Source organism: Rathayibacter sp. AY1C5, assembly GCF_002931705.1.
In the GTDB taxonomy this organism is placed as follows: Bacteria; Actinomycetota; Actinomycetes; order Actinomycetales; family Microbacteriaceae; genus Rathayibacter.
The window spans coordinates 1-17,136 of record NZ_PSWD01000027.1 but is presented as its reverse complement, the minus strand read 5'-3'; the positions used below and the strand labels follow the sequence as shown (position 1 = coordinate 17,136).

Here is a 17,136-nt window from a genome sequence, read left to right as displayed (position 1 = left end):
CCGGAGAAGAGCCCCATGCAGCGCGACGTCTCGGCCCACCTGACCCTCGACGTCGCGGCTCCGGCCGCCCTCGTCCTCTCGATCGCGGTGGCCGACGCGTACGGGGCGGAGGAGTCGCTGACGCTCACCGTCGACGGCCGCCCGCTCGCCGCTCGCGAGGTGATCGACCAGCACGGCACCCGGCTGCACGTGCTCGACGCGCCGGTCGGGCACCTCGTCGTGGACTACTCCGCGCGCGTCCTGGGACGCCTCGGTCCGCTCGAGGGCGACGAGGTGGACCGGCTGCGGTACCTGCGGCCGAGCCGCTACGCCGAGTCGGACGTGCTGTGGGCGACGGCCCGGGCCGAGTTCGCCGGCCTCGCCGGGGCGGACCTCCTGCACGCGGTGAGCTCCTGGGTCGGCACGCGGCTGGCGTACGTCCCCGGCTCGAGCCTTCCGACGGACGGGGCCGAGCGGACGCTGCTCGCCCGCCGCGGCGTCTGCCGCGACTTCGCGCACCTCGTCGTCGCCCTCCTCCGTGCGCTGGACGTGCCCGCCCGACTGGCGGCCGTGTACGCCCCGGGACTGCAGCCGATGGACTTCCACGCGGTCGCGGAGGCCTGGATCGAGGGGGAGTGGCGGGCGGTCGACGCGACGACGCTCGCGCCGCGGTCGAGTCTCGTGCGGATCGCGACGGGACGCGACGCGGCCGACACCGCGTTCCTCGGCGTCTACGGCGGCATCGCGACGCTGCGCGAGCTGACGGTCGGCGCCGTGGCCGACGTGCTGCCGGGCGACGACCTCGACCGGCCCGTCTCGATCGGCTGAGCGGGCGGCCGAGGCCGGCTACTCCGACTCGACGAAGCGCCGCCAGGCCCAGATCGACGTGCACACCGCGCTGAAGGCGACGACGGCGAAGAGCACCGGACCCGCTCCGCCGTCGGTCGACCAGGACGCGATGGTCGGGGTGAGCAGCACGAACAGCACGGTCGTCGCGAGGAGCGTGAGCCCGAGCCAGAGCAGCGGGGACCAGCGCAGGATGCTGCGGCCGGCGGGGCGCCCGACCGGGAACAGCAGCACCACGCTCGAGCCGACCGAGATCAGCGTGGTCGCGCTGAGCACCTCCGCGGCGAGCACGGAGCCGAACGAGCGGTCGGGTGGGACCACGGCGGAGGCGCCCCAGGCGAGTCCGGCGAGGCCCAGCAGCGAGACGACGCGGACGGTGGAGAGCTTCGCCCGGTCGACGGCGGATGCGCCCTCGGGGAGGACGAGGCCGATCACCACGCCGAAGAGGAGCGCCGGGTCCAGTCCCGCGAAGCGCGAGACGAGAGCGGCCGCCGCGACCAGGAGCAGCGCGCGCGGAGCGGCGACGACGCCGATCCCGCTGACGCCGATCCGTCGGCCGACCAGCGCGGGGAGGGCGGCGGCGACCGCGTTGACCACGGCGACGGCCACGATGACGGCGATCAGCAGGCGCAGGTAGGCGGGCTGGCCGTCGACGCGTCCCGAGAGCAGGACGAGGCCGGCTGCGCAGCCGATCATCCCGACGACCATCAGGCGCGGCGAGGCGGGACCGGTGTCCGGCTTGTCGTCGTACTCGACGGCGGCGCGGTTGCGGCCCGTGAGGTGCCAGCTGCGCTCGGCGCGGGGCGCCCGCCCGGCCGCGGCGAGGCGGGCCGGCACGACGACCAGGGCGAGCGAGAGCAGAGCGAGGGCGAGGGAGCGCATCCAGTCGGCCATCGAGACGACCGGCGATCCGGCGGACAGCGCGGTGGTCATCCCGGTCGCCGCGCTCCAGCCGCCCGGCTCCGATCCGGCGTCGGGGGCGGGCTGCGGCGGCACGTCACCGCCGTCCTGGTCGGGAGCCGGGACCGGCGCTGCGGTGGGCTCGGCGGTCGGCTCGTCCTCGGGCGCGGGCGCGGTCTCCCCGGGGCGGACGGGCGACGGGGACGTGGTCGGCGCCGCACTGCTCGGAGCGGGAGACGCGGCGGCCCCGGGCGCGGTGGGCGCGGCACCGGGGGCGGCCGGCGTCGTCGCGCTGGGCGTGCCGGTGGGAGCGGTCGTCGCCGCCGCGAAGGTCACGTCGATCCAGGGGCTCGGCGGACTGTAGTTGCCGGCGCTGTCCCCGGCGATGGCGGAGACCCGGTGCGCGCCCGCCGTGATCGTGCCGCCGGTGCAGCTCCAGGCGCCTCCGCTGACCGCCGCGTCGCAGGTGTTGACCCGGTCGACGTACACGTAGGCGCGGGTGCCGTCCACGCCCGTCCCGGAGTAGGACGCGCCGCTGAGCGGCAGGGCGGCCCCGTCCGACGGCGAGGTGAGGGCGGGGGCGGCAGGAGCAGCGGTGTCGACCACGAGGGTCACCGGCGCGCTGGCCTGCGAGGCGGCGCTGCCGGCGAAGGAGGCGGTCTGCGTGGCGGTGACGCGGTAGCTGCCCGGCGCCGGAGTGGGGGCGAGCTGACAGAACCACGCGCCGCCGGAGTCGGCGGTGGCCAGGCACGCGGCGCCGCCGTTCGAGACCGCGGCGACGCTCGCGCCGGGGTAGGCCGTGCCGCGGACCGAGCCCGCGGAGGTCGCCGAGCCGTCGACCGACTCGATGACGGGGGCGCTGAGGACGGCGATCGGGACGGCGGCCGAGGTGGTCCCGCCGCCGGCGAGGAGCTCCACCGCGACCAGGGTCGCCGGGCCGTCGTCGAGGGAGACGGCGCAGCTCCAGCCGCCGTCGGGGCCCGCGGTGGTGATGCAGAGGGGGTCGCCGCCGCCGCGGAGCCCGATCTGCACCTGGTCCCCGGCCGTCGCCGTGCCGGTGACCGTCGTCGCTCCCGTGCTGAGGACCGCGCCGGAGGCGGGAGCGGTGATCGCGAGAGCGGCGGCCTGCGCGGCCGGAGCGGCCAGCCCGGAGACGGAGGCGACGGCCGCGAGGAGCACCAGCAGCAGGGCGGCCGTGCGGCGCGGGGATCGGCGGAGTCGGGGCACCGGCACGACCGGTGAACCCCCCGGTACTGCCACGTCGACGCCCGATTTCACGATGCGTCCATTGCACGGGGGCAGGGGGGAGCTGTCAAGCGCGCCGCACCACTGTTCCCGGATGTACACCATCCGGAGGAGGCGTCTCGGCCGGTCGGGGGAGTCGGGGAGATCCGGGAGAGCGCTTCCGCGAGAATATACCCGTCGATCAGATCCGGAGGACAGTGGAATGCGCGAAGACGAGGCCCGCGGGCGCGATCGGCGGGAGGTGCGCGTCGAGGCCGCGCGCTTCGACGATCCGCGCGAGCTGGGCGGGCTCCTGCCGCCGGGCCTGCGCATCGGACTGGCGCAGAGCGCCTTCCAGACGGAGGGCTCCCTCGAGACGGGCGGCCGGGGCCGGTCGGTGTGGGACGACTTCGCGCTGCGACGGGGGACGATCGCCGAGGAGGCCACTCCCGAGATCGCGACGGACTTCCTCCTGCGCTGGCGCGAGGACCTCGCGCTGCTGGTCGATCTCGGCGTCGACGAGCTCCGGCTCTCGGTCTCGTGGCCCCGGCTGCAGCCCGACGGCCGCGGGCCGATCGACCGCGGAGGGCTCGGCTTCTACGACCGCCTGCTCGACGGGCTCGCCGAGACGGGGATCCGGGTCGCGCTGACCCTGCACCACCGCGACACCCCGTCGGCGCTCAGCGGCGGCTGGATGAACCGCGACACCGCGTTCCGCTTCGGTGATCTCGCCTTCGAGCTCGGCGGGCGGTTCGGCGACCGGGTCGCCGACTGGATCACCCTCGACCAGCCGTCGACGGTGATGCTCGAGGGCTACGCGCTCGCGCGGCAGGCGCCGGGCGCCGGCCGGCTGTTCAGCGCCCTGCCGGCGCTGCACCACCAGCTCCTCGGGCACGGCGTGGCGCTGGAGGCGCTGCGAGCGGCGGAGGTGACCGGGAGGATCGGCCTCGTCGACGCGCTCGCGCCGGTCGAGCCCGCCTCCGACGACGACCGGGACCGCGCCTTCGCCTCCCTGGCGGACATCCTGCGGAACCGCCTGGTGGCCGACGCCGTGCTGACCGGGTCCTACCCGGTCGGACCGGAGGAGCTGCCGCCGTTCCTCGGCGCCCTCGCGCAGGCGGATCCGGTCGACCTCGCGCGCATCTCGGCTCCGCTCGACTTCTACGCGGTCGCGCCGCTGCCGCCGCTGCGGATCGTGTCGGGCCGCGACCCGGCGCTGCCGACCGGGGTGGGCGCTCCTCCCGCGCTCCCCTTCCACACGGCGCCCTGGCCGGAGCTGGACCGCACGGGCGACGGCTCGCCGGTCGCACCCTGGGCTGTGGTCTCGGTGCTGCGGTCCCTCGTGGAGCGCTACGGCGACGCCCTGCCGCCGCTGGTGGTGACCGCGCTCGGCGCGAGCTACCCCGACGAGCCCGATCGCGAGGGTGCGATCGTCGACACGGAGCGGATCCGCTGGCTCGGGGCGCACCTGGCCGCTCTCGCCGAGGCCGTCCACGACGGACTGCCGGTGGAGGCCGTGCAGCTCTGGACCCTGGTCGACGCGTTCGAGTGGCAGCACGGCTACAGCCGCCCGCACGGGCTCGTGGCCGTCGACACGCGCAGCCGGGACCGCGTGCCCAAGGCGTCGTTCGACTGGCTCCGGCGCGTCCTCGACGCCCGCTCCTGACGCGGGGGCGTGCGAGACTGCCGCCGTGCGCAGCCTCCTCGCCCTCGCCTCCGTCCTCCACGCCGACCCCGCCCCGGTGCTCGCCGCCCTCGCGGACGTCCTCGCCGCCGACGGCGCCTACGAGCGGCGGGGGAGCGGGCTCGAGCGCCGGCTCCCCGTGCTCGGCGTCGAGCAGTGGCGGGTCCTGGCGGACGAGGAGGGGGCCCGGGTCGAGTGCGAGCTGGTCGCCGCACCCGCCTCGTCGGCGCTCGCCGGGGTCCTCCTCCGGCGTCGGATCCGCGAGGCGCCGGACCGGTTCCGCGCGGTCGTGACCGCGGTCGCCGACGCGGTGGAGTGACGCTCCGGGGACGCCCGCGCGGGTCCGCTCCGACGCCCGCTCTCCGCTCCGCCCGCCGACCCGCCTCCACCCCGCGCCAGCGCCCCCCGAACGGGGAATGCGCGGGCGCTCGCCGCTGTTGTCTACCGATGACGGGACGGGGCTCGGCGCCCCGCCCACCGGACAGCTCGGAGGAGCCAGAGGCAGATGGCAGGAACAGGGATGAACAAGGGTCGAGGGGCGCGCGGCAGTGACGACGAGATCGTCTACCGCCGCCACGCGAACGGACGCGGCATGGTCGCTCCCGGATCGCGCGTCTCGGCGACCGCGTACGTGGAGACCGGCGCCTACGTGGAGCCCGGCGCGACCGTGGGCGAGCGCGCCTGGATCGGCGCGGGCAGCTGGGTCGACCGCGACGCCATGATCGGGCACAGCGCCTTCATCGGCGCGAACGTGCACGTCGGGCCCGAGGCGATCATCGGACCGGGGGCGCGGATCGGGAGCTACTCCCGCATCGGACGCTCGGCCGTGATCGCGACCGGCGCCCGCATCGACCGCGACACCGTGGTGCCCGACGGCGCCCGGAAGGGCATCGACGAGGCGAGCGAGAGCGGCCGCCGCGCGGCCTGACCCCCACGACCCTGTTCCGCCGGCTCCCCGGAGCGGCGGAATAGGGTCGTTCCATGTTCGAACTCCACCACCTCAGCGCCCAGGAGCAGTGGGACTGGCTGCAGCGCGGAGAGGTCACGCCTCTCGAGCTCGCCGATCACTACCTCGCCCGGATCGAGCGGTGGAACGGGGAGCTGGGCGCCTTCGCCACGGTGACCGCCGATCGGGCGCGGGAGCGGGCGTCATCGCTCGGCACCGGGCCCGGCACCGCTCCGCTCTGGGGCCTGCCGAGCGGCGACAAGGACCTCTGGCGGCGCGCGGGCGTGCGGACCGCATCCGGATCGCGGCTGCGCGAGCACCACGTGCCCACCGCCTCCGACGAGATCGTCGAGGTGCTCGATGCGGCGGGAGCGGTCAGCCTCGGCAAGACCGCGGCGCCCGAGTTCGGGATGCCCTCCTACACCGAGACGCTGATCGGCCCGCCCGCCGTCACGCCCTGGGACATCCGCCTCGGGGCCGGCGGATCCAGCGGAGGAGCGGCGGTCGCCGTCGCCGCGGGACTGCTGCCGTTCGCCCCCGCCTCGGACGGCGGCGGGTCCATCCGCATCCCCGCCGCGGCCTGCGGCCTGGTAGGACTGAAGCCCTCCCGCGGACGCATCGCCGCGCTCTCCGGCATCGGCGGGGTCGGCGGCCTGACGGTCGCCGGGCCGATCACCCGCTCGGTCGCCGACGCGGGCCTCCTGCTCGAGGGCATGCTGGAGCGGACGAACGGCCGCCTCCCGCAGCGCTGGTCGCTCGGCGCGCCCGGTGACGGCGACGGCTCGTTCCTCGGCGCCGCGGTGCGCGGAGAGGGGCGCTTCCAGATCGGCGTGCTGACGGACTCGCCCTGGGACGAGGAGTACGAGATCGCTCTCGCTCCGGAGGCGCGCGCCGCGCTGGACGAGGGGATCGCCGCGCTGGCCGCGCTCGGCCACGGGCTCGAGGAGGCGTCGCTGCCCCCGAGCGCCGCGTACCCCGCCGCGTTCCGGACGCTGTGGCAGAGCGGCGCGGCGACCCTGCCCGTCGAGGGCGCGGACCTCGATCTGCTGGAGCCGCTGACCCGCTGGCTGGTGGAGGAGGGACGCCGGCGCTCCGCCCGCGAGATCGTCGAGGCGGCGTCCTGGCTCTCGGGCTACGAGCGCGCGGTGATCGCGGCGTTCTCCGGCGTCGACGCGGTCCTGACGCCGTCGCTGGCGATGACGCCGCGCCCCGTCGGCTGGTACGACCTCGAGGATCCCGAGCGCAATTTCGAGCAGCAGTGCCTCTACACGCCGTACACGTCCTTCGTGAACGTGAGCGGCCTCCCCGCGATCACCCTTCCGCTGAGCACCACGGAGGAGGGCCTGCCGATGGGAGTCCAGCTGATCGGGCGACCCGGCGGCGAGGCGACGCTGCTGGCGATCGGCGCACAGCTCGAGCGGCGGGCGCGCTGGCAGAGGCGGCACCCGCCGCAGTGGTGAGGGGGGAGGCCGCAGTCGTGACGGGTCCGGGCGCGGCCGCACGGCGGATGGTCAGGTCCGGCTCTGGTCACTGAGGTAAGCCTTGCCTATACTCGAACACGATGTGCATGTTCGAGGACCGCGACGGCTCCGCGCCGGTCGACGTGAAGCAGTTCCTGATCGCGGGCGACGAGACCGTCGTGCCGTGGATCCAGAGCATCCTCGACACCCTCCCCGCGAACGCCCGCGGCCAGGTCTTCGTCGAGGTCGACGACGCGCGCGGACTGCCGCCGCTCGCCGCCCCCGGACGGGTCTGCGTCACCTGGCTCGGCCGCTCCGAGCGCTCGGGCGCCCCCGGCACCGGTGAGCGCTGCTCCCGCGGAGTCGCGCTCGACCGCGCGGTCCGGGCCTGGGTCGGCGAGATGTCGGTCGTCGACGGCGACTACCCGTGGGCCGACGGCCGCCACGACTTCTGCGCCTGGATCGGCGGGGCCGGCCCCGTCGTCGCCGAGCTCGCCGCCGACGTGGAGGCGCGCCTGCGCACCTCCGCCGAGCACGCCGCGCGCTGACCGTCCGCCGGGCGTCCCGGCTGAGTGTTAGGCAAGGCTTACCTTCTGTGCGAGACTGAGGCGATGCCTCCGACGACCGCCGCCCCCGCCCGACCGGCCTACCGGCCGTACCTCGCGACCGTCGCCGCAGCGACCCGGATCGCCCCGCACTTCATCCGCGTGACCCTCACCGGCACCGGCCTCGACCACGTCGGCTGCACCGGCCCCGACCAGCGCATCAAGCTCGTCGTCCCCACCGCAGCCTCCGACGCCCCCGCCTTCCTCGCCTCCGTCTCGGACCCCGACGGACCCGACGGACTCGACCCCGACTGGTACGGCCGCTGGCGACAGCTCCCCGACGAGCTCCGGAACCCGCTCCGCACCTACACCATCCGCGCCGTCCGCCCCGAGGACGCCGAGGTCGACATCGACTTCGCCGCCCACGGCGACACCGGACCGGCCTCCGCCTGGGTCGAGAGCGCCCGCGCCGGCGACCAGATCGTCATCATCGCGCCCGACACGCGCTCCCACCTCCCCGGCGGCGGAGTCGAGTTCCACCCCGGCGCCGCCACCTCCCTCCTCCTCGCCGGCGACGAGACGGCCGTCCCCGCCATCGCCGCGATCCTCGAGAGCCTCGACGACGACGCCACCGGAGCCGCGTTCCTCGAGGTCCCCACCGCCCACGACCGCCTCCCGCTCCACCACCCCGCCGGCGTCCACGTCACCTGGATCGTCCGCGCCGACGCGGCAGCCCCCGGAGCGGCCCTCGGCGACGCGGTCCGCGCCTGGGCCACCCGCTTCCTCACCGCCCACCACCGCGGCGTCGACGTCAGCGACATCGACGTCGACCACGAGATGCTCTGGGAGGTCCCCGACGAGAGCACCGACCCCGGCCTCTACGCCTGGATCGCCGGAGAAGCCGGCGCCGTGAAGCTGATCCGCCGCTGCCTCGTCACCGAGCTCGGACTCGACCGGAAGCGCGTGGCGTTCATGGGGTACTGGCGCCTCGGCCGCCAAGAGTCCAACTGACCCGGAGCGCCGCAGGGCGACGTTCTGCGGCGTTGTCGTCGGGCGCGATACCGCCGGTATCGCTTCCTCCTCCGCCTTGCAGAACGACGCCCTGCGACGCTCCGGGCGCTGCTCGTAGGGGGTCGGCGCGCCGGAGGCGCGACCGCAAGGGGGACGGCGCGCCAGGGGCGCGACCGCAGAGGATGCGGCGCGCCGGGGGCGCGACCGCGGGGGACGGCGGGCTGGAGGTGCGACCGCGGAGGACGATGCTGATCGAGTGGATCTCGCAGAGGGCGTCTCGAGAGTCACTGCCGACGGACTTCGCGCGTGATCGAGCGGTTCTCGGGTGCCTGGCGAGTCGGGCGACCGCGCCCGGACATGCTCATCGGGTAGCCCTCGGAGAGGGAGTTTCGAGATCCACGCCCGACCGATTTCGCGGCTGATCGAGCAGCTCGCGGGCACAGACCGAGTCGGGCGACCGCGCACAGACCTGCTGATCGGGCAGCCCTCGGAGAGGGTGTGTCGAGATCCTCCCGGCGAGCGGGTCGGGTACTCCGCGCCGCCCCCGCGTCGGGTCGGCGGCGGGGAGCGGCAGCGGGCTACAGGGTGGGAGAGACGCCCACGAGGCGGCTGGAGAGGGTCCAGAGGTCGTGGGCGAGAGCGCGGTCTCGGGCCTGGGGGTTCAGGGAGCCGTGCGGTGTCAGCTGGTCGAAGTAGGTGCCGCTGGCGGCACCGACGTCGGGCTCGGAGGCGAGGGTGATCAGCGGTACCGCACCCGCCTCGGCGGAGATGCCGAAGGAGCCGACCGAGAGGCTCGTCATCAGCTTCATCATCGTGCTGTCGGCGCCGAAGCTCGTCGAGACGACGCCCGGGTGGAACGAGTACGCGTCGACCGACGTCGTCAGCAGGCGCTCCGCCAGCTCGCGGATGAAGAGGATCGTCACCAGCTTCGACGTGCCGTACGCCCGCCAGCCGCCGAGCCACGGACCCCGGCGGTTGTCGAGGTCGTCGAGCCTCAGGCGACCGAAGCGGTTCGCGAGGCTCGCCGTGGAGACGACGCGGACGCCGGCCCGCTCCCTCGAGGTCTCGATCATCCGCGGGAGCAGGAGCCGCGTGAGCAGGAACGGCGCGAGGTGGTTGCTCTGGATCGTCCGCTCGTGGCCGTCGACCGTCTCGGCGCGGTGGGAGACGAGCCCGCCCGCGTTGTTCGCCAGCACGTCGATCCGCTCGTAGCGCTCGAGGAGGCCGTCGGCCAGGGCGCGGACGTCGTCGAGCCGGTCGAAGTCGGCCAGGAACGCGTCCCCTCCCACGTCGGCGGCGACCGCGCGGGTGCGCTCGGGGTTCCGCCCGACCACGGCCACGCGGGCACCGGCGGACGCCAGCGCTCCCGCCGCGACCCGGCCGATGCCGGAGCTCGCTCCGGTGAGGACGACGACGCGCCCCGTCATGTCAGTGACCACGGAGATATCCGCCCTTCTCGAGACCGGCTTCGATCTCGAATCGATTGCGCAGCGGATCGCGACCCGCCACCGTGTACGCGAACGGGAACCACATCCCGTAGAGCCGCCACTGCTCCTTGTGCACGGCCTCGTGCTCGAGGACGCTGTCGGAGGCGTTGGTGCCCGTGAGGTAGCTCGTGCCGACGCAGGACCCTCCGCGGCCGAACGCCCAGGAGGGCAGACCGGTGAAGACGACGAGGCCGTGGCTGCGCCGGATCGGGCCCGTGCTCCACAGCGCGCCCCAGGCGAGTCCGACCGCGCACGCGAAGAGGTAGCCCGGCCGGGTGATCGCCGGATCCAGGGCCACCATCGCGACGGCTCGACGGAGCGCGCTCACGCGCTGTCGCGTCCGTAGGTCTCGAGCAGCCGCAGCCAGACCTCGCTGATCGTCGGATAGGAGGGGACCGCGTGCCAGAGGCGCGAGAGCGGCACCTCGCCGACGACGGCGATCGTCGCGGAGTGGATCAGCTCTCCGACCTCCTTGCCGACGAAGGTGACGCCGAGGACGACCTTCCGGTCCTCGTCCACGACCATCCGCGCGGTGCCCGTGTAGCCGTCGGCGGCGAGGGCGGCGCCGGCGACCGAGCCGATCTCGTAGTCGACGACGCGGGTGCGGTAGCCGGCCTTCTCGGCGACCGCGGCGGTCAGGCCGACCGACGCGACCTCGGGGTCGGTGAAGACGACCTGCGGCACGGCCTCGTGGTCCGCGGTCGCGACGTGCGCTCCCCAGGGGGCGTCGTGGACCTCGGCACCGGTGGCGCGCGCGACGATCACGTCGCCTGCCGCACGGGCCTGGTACTTGCCCTGGTGCGTGAGCAGTGCGCGGTGGTTCACGTCGCCCACCCCGTAGAGCCACGGACGCCCGCCGCCGAGGGGAGCACCGTCGCCGCCCAGCACGAGCATCGTGTCGTCGACCGTCAGCGAGGAGCCGGGCTCGAGGCCCACCGTCTCGAGGCCGACGTCGCGGGTGTGCGGGGCGCGGCCGGTCGCGGCGAGCACCTGGTCGGCCTCGATGACGTCGCCGCCCTCGAGCGTCACGGCCACGGTGCCGTCGGACCGGCGCTCGACCGAGACGGGCGAGTCGCCGAGGCGCAGGTCGACGCCGAGCTCCTGGAGCGCCGAGCCGACGAGCTCGCCGGCGAAGGGCTCGAACGGCGCGAGGAGTCCGCTGCGGGCGACGAGCGTGACGGAGGAGCCCATGCCGGCGTAGGCGGTCGCCATCTCGGTCGCGACGACTCCGCCGCCGATGACGATGAGGCGCGGCGGCACCTCCTCGGCCGAGGTGGCCTCGCGGCTCGTCCAGGGGGATGCCGCGCGCAGGCCCGGGATGTCGGGGACGACGGCGGTGGTGCCGGTCGCGACGGCGACGGCGGAGCGGGCGCGGAGCACGCGCACCTCGCCGTCGGGTCCGGTCACGGTCACCTCACGCTCGCCGCTCAGGCGGCCGTGCCCGCGGACGAGCTCGATGCCGGCGCCCTCGAGCCACTGCACCTGGCCGTGGTCGTCGAAGTGGCTGGTGAAGGAGTCGCGGCGGGCCAGGAGCGCGGGCACGTCGACTCCTCCGCTCACCGCCTGCGCCGCGCCGGGGAGATCACGGGCGGCGCGGAGCGCCATCGGCGGCCGCAGCAGCGCCTTCGAGGGCATGCACGCCCAGTAGGAGCACTCGCCCCCGACGAGCTCGCTCTCGACGACGGCCGCGGTGAGGCCGCCCTGGACCGCGCGGTCCGCGAGGTTCTCGCCCACCGGCCCTGCTCCGATGACGATGACGTCGAACTCGTCCGTCGTGCTGCTCATGCTGTCTCCCTGGGGTTCTCGGAGGCGTCGAGCCCCGTCGTCGGTGGGTGCCCGGCGCTCAATGCGCCGGCACGATCTCGGCCCGCCAGCCGTCGTAGCGGCCGCCGTGGCTCTCGACCGCCTCGATCACCTGGCGGAGGAACGCGGTGGTCGACTCCTCGTCGACCGCGGCGTGGTGGCTCGCGACGAGGACCTGCCTCAGCCTCAGCCGCGAGATCGCGATCTGGAAGCCGGAGGCCACGAGGACGCGCCCGGCCCGTCGTGCGGTGCTGCGGCGGGAGAAGACGGCGAAGTGGTCGACCTCGCGCAGCTCCCACACCTGGTCGCCGTAGCGGAGCCGGATCTCGAGCTGCTGCGCGGCGCGCTCCTGCTGCGCCTCGAGGGAGGAGCCGCCGGGCGCCGTGACGGTGGTGCTCTCGTCGCTCATCGTCCGGTGAACTCCGCCGTCGTGCGCTGGAGGAAGGCCTCGGTGCCGATGCGCGCATCCTCGGACGCCGCGAGACGCGCGAGCGCCCCGGGGAGCGCGGCCGCGGCCTCGGCGTCGGACGCGGCGACCGCGAGCCGGGCACTGGCCAGGGCGGCCTGCACGGCGAGCGGCGCCTGCGCGGCGATCCGGGCGGCCAGCGCCCAGGCCGCCTCGGCGACCGTCCCGTCGGGGACGACCTGCTGCACGAGGCCGATGCGGTGGGCCTCCTCGGCGTCGAAGAGGTCGCCGGTGAGGATCCAGCGCATCGCGTCGCCCCAGCCGACGGCGCGGGGGAAGCGCAGCGTCGCTCCGCCGAAGGGCAGGATGCCGCGGGCGACCTCGATCTGGCCGAAGCGGGTGGACCGCTCGGCGAGGACGACGTCGCTCGCGAGCGCGAGCTCGATGCCGAGCGTGAGGCAGGTGCCCTGGAGGCCGATGACCACCGGCTTGCTCACGGGGCGGGTGCGCAGGCCCCAGGGGTCGAGACCGCCCTCGGGCACGAAGTCGAGGCCGTCGGAGCCCAGGCGGGGCCCGATGTCGGCGAGGTCGAGCCCGGCCGTGAAGTGCCCGCCCTCGGCGAGGACGACGCCGGCGCGCAGCTCCGGGTCGCGGTCGAGCTCGCCGTACGCGGACGCCAGCTCCGCGAGCAGCCGCAGATCGGCGGCGTTGCGCTTCTCGGGCCGGTCCAGCACGATCGCGAGCACGGTCCCGCGCCGCTCGGTGCGCACGCGCGGTCTCTCGTCGCTCATCGTTCCTCCGCTCGGTCCCGTCCGACCATCTTGCCGGGTGCCGCCGACACGCGCTCGGGCTTGCGCGCCGATGGCAGGGCTCTCTCAGGCCCCGCGGGACAGAGCGCCGAGGAGGCGGAGGATCGTGGGCAGGTCGTCCTCGGCCGCGGTCGGCGACGACGGGGCGAACGAGGTGACGCCGGCGCCCGCGAGCGGGAAGCGGGACCGGAGGGCGTCGAGGCTCGCGACGAGGCGCGAGGCGGGAACGCCGAAGGGCACCGGGTCGAACAGCCCGGCGAGATCGGCGGGGTCGAGCACGTCCAGATCGAGGTGCACGTAGACGGAGGCGGCACCGGTCGCCTCGACCGCCGCGACGAGCGACTCCGGGTCGAGGGCGTCCGCGGGCAGCACCGCGGCGCCCCGCTCGACCAGCCGCTCGAGCTCGCCGTCGTCGGCGGAGCGGACACCTCCGAGGACGACGCGCTCGTCGGCCACCCGCTCCTCGGCGCCCGCGCTCAGGAGGCCGACGCCGCGTCCCAGCGCGGCCGAGAGGACCATGCCGCAGAAGGCGCCGCTGGGGGAGGACTCGGGAGTGTGCGCGTCCGGGTGGGCGTCGAGCCAGACCAGCGCGACCGGGCCCGGTGCCGAGCGCACGGCGTGCCCGATCGCCGCGAACTCGACGCCGCAGTCGCCGCCGATCGTGATCACGGGACCGGTGCGGCCCGAGAGGGCCTCGCGCACCCGCTCGGCGACGGTGGCGACCGAGGCGTAGCGGCGGATGCCGGTGTCCTGGGCGTCGCCCGCCTCGGCGGGGATGTCGAGGGTCGTGGTGGCGGAGGAGGGCAGATCGCCCCGGATCGCCTCGGCTCCGTCGACGAGGCGCATCGCGCGCGTCGACGCCGAGCCCTGCCACTGGGGGACGACGAGGAAGGAGGCCATGTCCCTCACTATGGCACGCGCGCCGGTGCCGGGTGCCTGCGTGCTCAGGCCGCGGGCAGGCCTCCGGGAACGGCTGCTGGGCGGAGCGACGGGGGTGCGCCGTCGAGGTCGACCAGGGCCTCGTCGAGCGCGGAGCGGGCGCGGTCGGCGGCGGCGCGGGCCTCGTCCAGAGCGCCGGCCGGATCGCCTGCCGCACGGCGCACCGCGGTGTCCAGCTGCCCGAGCGTCTCCTCCGCGAGGATCCGGGGTGCCGCGGTGATGCGCTCGCCGTGCACGGCGGCCAGGAGCAGCACCGACTCGGCGCCGAGCCGGGCCGCGGTGCGCGCCGCCTCGAACAGGAGGAGCTGGCGCTCGGCCTGGGCCCGCGGCTCGCGGTACCCGGAGACGACGGCGTCCAGAGCGGAGTCGGCGTCGAGCAGCAGGACCAGCAGCGCGGCCGGATCGTGGCGGGCTCCGGCCGACCGGGCGTCGTCGGCGTCGAGGAGGAGCGACCGTGCCGCGGCGCACGCGACGGCCACGTCGGCGGCGGAGGCGAGCTGCGCCGAGGTGCGCAGGTCGGAGAGGGTGGCGGCCCGCTCCAGGTCGTCCCGCACGGAGCGCTCGACGCCGCTCAGCTGCACCTCGGCGCGGGTCACGAGCCCGACCAGCGAGTCGACCGCGTCGAGCAGGGCGTCGGGATCGGGGGAGCCGCCGGCGGCGACGTGCTCGACGGCCTCGCGCAGCGGTCGGACCCGGCGCTCGGGAGTGGTCCCGGCGAGGACGGAGACCTCGGAGCGCGCCTGCTGCACGCGCTCCAGGAGGGACGGGCTCGGCGAGGTCACTCCGTGATCGTACGGCCGGAGTGTGACACCGCGTGACACGGCGGTTCGACCGGCGGCGGCGGCGTGCCCAGGATGGAGTCATGACCCGCTCACTCGCCATCGTCGAGGTCGCCCGCGTGCGACCGGGCCGCGAGGAGTACCACGCCTACGTGCAGATCCTGAACGGCCGCATCCTCGCCCTCGCGCACGAGCGCGGCTGGCGGGCGGAGCGCTTCGCCGCCGAGGAGCTGGGCACGGAGGAGCTGCTGGCGCGCACGGCGGGGGCGGACGCCCTCGTCCTCGCGGGCGGCGAGGACATCGCTCCCGAGCAGTACGGCGCCGACCGCGGCTACCCGGCCGAGGGCCCCCACGCGGAGCGCGCCGACGCCGCCCAGATCGCGCTGGTGCACCGGGCACTGGCCCGCCGGACCCCGCTGCTGGGCATCTGCCGCGGCCTGCAGATCGTCAACGTCGCGCTCGGCGGCACGCTGGTGCAGGACCTGGGTCCGGAGGCGGAGCACGTCAACGCGGCGGCCCCCGCTCACCAGCGCATGCACCGGCACGAGGTCGGGCTCGCGGCGGGCTCCGTGCTCGGCGGGCTCTTCGGATCCGAGGCGCTCGCGGTGCAGAGCGCGCACCACCAGGCGGTCGACCTGCTCGCTCCGGGGCTGCGGGTCGTCGCCCGGGCGGAGGACGGCGTGATCGAGGCCGTCGAGCACGTCGCGGCCCCCCTCGTGGGTGTGCAGTGGCATCCCGAGGACCCGGACGCTCCCGCCGGTCAGCTGGCGACGCTGCTCGACGGGCTGGCGCTCGTCGCCGCCCGCGGGGAGTTCGCGCTGCCCGTCGCCGCCTGAGCGGCCGGGGCTCCCCGCGGGCGACCGGCCTCAGCGGGCCAGTCGGGCCATCCACGCCTCGATGTCGTCGGCCGAGCGCGGGATGCCGGCCGAGAGGTTCTCGGCGCCGTCGGAGGTGACGAGCACGTCGTCCTCGATCCGGACGCCGATGCCGCGCAGCTCCTCCGGGACCGTGAGGTCGTCGGGCTGGAAGTAGAGGCCGGGCTCGATGGTGAAGACCATGCCCTCCTCGACCAGTCCGTCGAGGTACATCTCGCGCCGTGCGCGGGCGCAGTCGTGCACGTCGAGTCCGAGGTGGTGGCTGGTGCCGTGGACCATGTAGCGGCGGTGCTGCTGGTTGTCGGCCTCGAGCGCCTCCTCGGCGCTGACCGGCAGCAGGCCCCACTCGGCGGTGCGCCGCGCGATGACGGCCATCGCCGCGGCGTGAACCTCGCGGAAGCGGATGCCGGGGCGGACGATCGCGAACGCGGCGTCGGCCGCCTCCCGCACCGTCTCGTGCACCCGGCGCTGGGCGTCCGTGTAGCGGCCGTCCACCGGGAAGGTGCGGGTGATGTCGGCGGTGTAGTAGCTGTCCTGCTCGACGCCGGCGTCCAGCAGCACCAGCTGGCCGGGGCGCACCGGCCCGTCGTTGCGCGTCCAGTGCAGGATGCAGGCGTGGGGGCCCGCCGCGGCGATGGTGTCGTAGCCGACCGCGTTGCCGTCGGCGCGCGCGCGTCCGTTGAAGACGCCCTCGATCAGGCGCTCGCCCTTCTCGTGGGCGATGATGCGCGGCAGGTCGGAGAGGACGTCCTCGAAGCCGCGGCCCGTCGCGTCGACGGCGGCGCGCAGCTCGGCGATCTCGTAGGCGTCCTTGACCAGGCGGAGCTCGGCGATGTCGCGCTCGAGCGCCGCGTCGCGGTCCGCCCGCTCGTCGGCCTCGACCGCGTCGAGACGGCCGGTCACCGCCGGGTCGGCCTCGCGGAGCACGGCGAGGGGGACGCCGTCGTGCGCGTCGAGGACCGCGTCGAGCTCGGCGATCCCGCGGGTGGCGAGGCCGAGATCGCTCGCGACCTGCGCGAGCGACGGACGCGGCCCGATCCAGAACTCGCCGATCTCGGGGTTGGCGTAGAACTCGTCGGAGTCGCGGCCCGCGCGCTCGCGGAAGTAGAGCGTCGCGCTGTGGCCGGACCCGGCGGGCTCGAGGACGAGCACCGCGCCGGGCTCGGAGTCGGAGCCCCAGCCGGTGAGCCAGGTGAAGGCCGAGTGCGCACGGAACGGGTAGTCGGTGTCGTTCGCGCGCTGCTTGAGGCGGCCCGCCGGGATGACGATGCGCACGCCGGTGTGCAGCGCGGAGAGGCGCTCGCGGCGGGAGGCGGCGAAGGACGCCTGCTCGCGCGGAGCAGGCAGCGGCTCCTCCCGCTCGGCCCAGCCGGACGCGATGAAGTCGCGGAAGCGGTCGGAGGCGGGGGTCGTCGAGCGGTTCGCGGTGGCGCGGGGGCGCGG

General features: G+C 75.4%; 17 protein-coding genes. 8 read left to right on the top strand and 9 right to left on the bottom strand.

Going from position 1 to position 17,136, the window contains the following annotated elements; genetic code table 11:
• Nucleotides 1–15 precede the first annotated feature (15 nt).
• Nucleotides 16–807: a transglutaminase family protein gene (locus C5C57_RS14910; RefSeq protein ID WP_104297802.1), complete on the top strand. Its 792-nt coding sequence runs from the start codon at nt 16–18 to the stop codon at nt 805–807.
• 18 nt (nt 808–825) lie between these two features.
• On the opposite strand, the gene C5C57_RS17830 is transcribed toward C5C57_RS14910, so the two are convergent.
• The gene (locus tag C5C57_RS17830) at nt 826–2,952 is read right to left on the bottom strand and encodes a hypothetical protein (protein ID WP_181027265.1); all 2,127 of its coding nucleotides are present in this window, start codon (nt 2,950–2,952) and stop codon (nt 826–828) included.
• A gap of 220 nt (nt 2,953–3,172) precedes the next feature.
• Here C5C57_RS17830 and C5C57_RS14905 point away from each other — a divergent pair, with 220 nt between their 5' ends.
• The 6 genes from C5C57_RS14905 to C5C57_RS14880 all read left to right on the top strand — a co-directional run bounded on the left by C5C57_RS14905 (nt 3,173) and on the right by C5C57_RS14880 (nt 8,595).
• A complete protein-coding gene (locus C5C57_RS14905; protein WP_181069229.1) occupies nt 3,173–4,615 on the top strand; it encodes a glycoside hydrolase family 1 protein in 1,443 nt (480 codons plus the stop codon).
• Between the two features lie 25 nt (nt 4,616–4,640).
• Nucleotides 4,641–4,952 carry a hypothetical protein gene (locus C5C57_RS14900; protein WP_104227427.1) on the top strand — a complete coding sequence of 104 codons (312 nt, stop codon included), beginning with the start codon at nt 4,641–4,643 and terminating at the stop codon, nt 4,950–4,952.
• Nucleotides 4,953–5,153: 201 nt separating this feature from the next.
• Nucleotides 5,154–5,561 carry a transferase gene (locus C5C57_RS14895; RefSeq protein ID WP_104334124.1) on the top strand — a complete coding sequence of 136 codons (408 nt, stop codon included), beginning with the start codon at nt 5,154–5,156 and terminating at the stop codon, nt 5,559–5,561.
• 53 nt (nt 5,562–5,614) lie between these two features.
• Nucleotides 5,615–7,039, top strand: a complete 1,425-nt coding sequence (locus C5C57_RS14890) for an amidase (protein ID WP_104248227.1) — start codon at nt 5,615–5,617, stop codon at nt 7,037–7,039.
• 101 nt (nt 7,040–7,140) lie between these two features.
• Nucleotides 7,141–7,587 carry an SIP domain-containing protein gene (locus C5C57_RS14885; RefSeq protein ID WP_104248226.1) on the top strand — a complete coding sequence of 149 codons (447 nt, stop codon included), beginning with the start codon at nt 7,141–7,143 and terminating at the stop codon, nt 7,585–7,587.
• 63 nt (nt 7,588–7,650) lie between these two features.
• Nucleotides 7,651–8,595 carry a siderophore-interacting protein gene (locus C5C57_RS14880; protein ID WP_104273841.1) on the top strand — a complete coding sequence of 315 codons (945 nt, stop codon included), beginning with the start codon at nt 7,651–7,653 and terminating at the stop codon, nt 8,593–8,595.
• A gap of 578 nt (nt 8,596–9,173) precedes the next feature.
• Here the strand turns inward: C5C57_RS14880 and C5C57_RS14875 are convergent.
• The 7 genes from C5C57_RS14875 to C5C57_RS14845 form a co-directional block, all read right to left on the bottom strand.
• A complete protein-coding gene (locus C5C57_RS14875) occupies nt 9,174–10,034 on the bottom strand; it encodes an SDR family NAD(P)-dependent oxidoreductase (RefSeq protein WP_244230659.1) in 861 nt (286 codons plus the stop codon).
• On the bottom strand, nt 10,024–10,383 hold the full coding sequence (locus C5C57_RS14870; RefSeq protein WP_104297806.1) for a Fe-S oxidoreductase: 360 nt from the start codon (nt 10,381–10,383) through the stop codon (nt 10,024–10,026). The genes C5C57_RS14875 and C5C57_RS14870 overlap by 11 nt, the downstream gene beginning before the upstream one ends.
• A 23-nt stretch (nt 10,384–10,406) precedes the next feature.
• Nucleotides 10,407–11,867 (bottom strand): NAD(P)/FAD-dependent oxidoreductase, encoded by a 1,461-nt coding sequence (locus tag C5C57_RS14865; protein WP_104297800.1) that lies wholly within the window; start codon nt 11,865–11,867, stop codon nt 10,407–10,409.
• Nucleotides 11,868–11,925: 58 nt separating this feature from the next.
• Nucleotides 11,926–12,294 (bottom strand): ribonuclease E inhibitor RraB, encoded by a 369-nt coding sequence (locus C5C57_RS14860; RefSeq protein ID WP_104225032.1) that lies wholly within the window; start codon nt 12,292–12,294, stop codon nt 11,926–11,928.
• The gene (locus C5C57_RS14855; protein ID WP_104256199.1) at nt 12,291–13,082 is read right to left on the bottom strand and encodes a crotonase/enoyl-CoA hydratase family protein; all 792 of its coding nucleotides are present in this window, start codon (nt 13,080–13,082) and stop codon (nt 12,291–12,293) included. The genes C5C57_RS14860 and C5C57_RS14855 overlap by 4 nt, the downstream gene beginning before the upstream one ends.
• A gap of 84 nt (nt 13,083–13,166) precedes the next feature.
• Nucleotides 13,167–14,000: an arginase family protein gene (locus tag C5C57_RS14850; RefSeq protein ID WP_104248221.1), complete on the bottom strand. Its 834-nt coding sequence runs from the start codon at nt 13,998–14,000 to the stop codon at nt 13,167–13,169.
• A 44-nt stretch (nt 14,001–14,044) separates the two neighbouring features.
• On the bottom strand, nt 14,045–14,821 hold the full coding sequence (locus C5C57_RS14845) for a hypothetical protein (RefSeq protein ID WP_104273839.1): 777 nt from the start codon (nt 14,819–14,821) through the stop codon (nt 14,045–14,047).
• An 80-nt stretch (nt 14,822–14,901) separates the two neighbouring features.
• Between C5C57_RS14845 and C5C57_RS14840 the strand changes: the two genes are divergently transcribed.
• Nucleotides 14,902–15,654 carry a gamma-glutamyl-gamma-aminobutyrate hydrolase family protein gene (locus tag C5C57_RS14840; RefSeq protein WP_104297799.1) on the top strand — a complete coding sequence of 251 codons (753 nt, stop codon included), beginning with the start codon at nt 14,902–14,904 and terminating at the stop codon, nt 15,652–15,654.
• 30 nt (nt 15,655–15,684) lie between these two features.
• Here the strand turns inward: C5C57_RS14840 and C5C57_RS14835 are convergent.
• The coding region (locus tag C5C57_RS14835) for an aminopeptidase P family protein (RefSeq protein ID WP_104297798.1) at nt 15,685–17,136 on the bottom strand (1,452 nt) is incomplete at its 5' end.

Excerpts from the sequence above, each read along its gene's own strand:
- C5C57_RS14910 (WP_104297802.1), top strand. The coding sequence starts at position 16 with ATGCAGCGCGACGTCTCGGCCCACCTGACCCTCGACGTCGCGGCTCCG.
- C5C57_RS14905 (WP_181069229.1), top strand. The coding sequence starts at position 3,173 with ATGCGCGAAGACGAGGCCCGCGGGCGCGATCGGCGGGAGGTGCGCGTC.
- C5C57_RS14895 (WP_104334124.1), top strand. The coding sequence starts at position 5,154 with ATGAACAAGGGTCGAGGGGCGCGCGGCAGTGACGACGAGATCGTCTAC.
- C5C57_RS14890 (WP_104248227.1), top strand. The coding sequence starts at position 5,615 with ATGTTCGAACTCCACCACCTCAGCGCCCAGGAGCAGTGGGACTGGCTG.
- C5C57_RS14885 (WP_104248226.1), top strand. The coding sequence starts at position 7,141 with ATGTGCATGTTCGAGGACCGCGACGGCTCCGCGCCGGTCGACGTGAAG.
- C5C57_RS14880 (WP_104273841.1), top strand. The coding sequence starts at position 7,651 with ATGCCTCCGACGACCGCCGCCCCCGCCCGACCGGCCTACCGGCCGTAC.
- C5C57_RS14870 (WP_104297806.1), bottom strand. The coding sequence starts at position 10,383 with ATGGTGGCCCTGGATCCGGCGATCACCCGGCCGGGCTACCTCTTCGCG.
- C5C57_RS14865 (WP_104297800.1), bottom strand. The coding sequence starts at position 11,867 with ATGAGCAGCACGACGGACGAGTTCGACGTCATCGTCATCGGAGCAGGG.
- C5C57_RS14860 (WP_104225032.1), bottom strand. The coding sequence starts at position 12,294 with ATGAGCGACGAGAGCACCACCGTCACGGCGCCCGGCGGCTCCTCCCTC.
- C5C57_RS14855 (WP_104256199.1), bottom strand. The coding sequence starts at position 13,082 with ATGAGCGACGAGAGACCGCGCGTGCGCACCGAGCGGCGCGGGACCGTG.
- C5C57_RS14850 (WP_104248221.1), bottom strand. The coding sequence starts at position 14,000 with ATGGCCTCCTTCCTCGTCGTCCCCCAGTGGCAGGGCTCGGCGTCGACG.
- C5C57_RS14840 (WP_104297799.1), top strand. The coding sequence starts at position 14,902 with ATGACCCGCTCACTCGCCATCGTCGAGGTCGCCCGCGTGCGACCGGGC.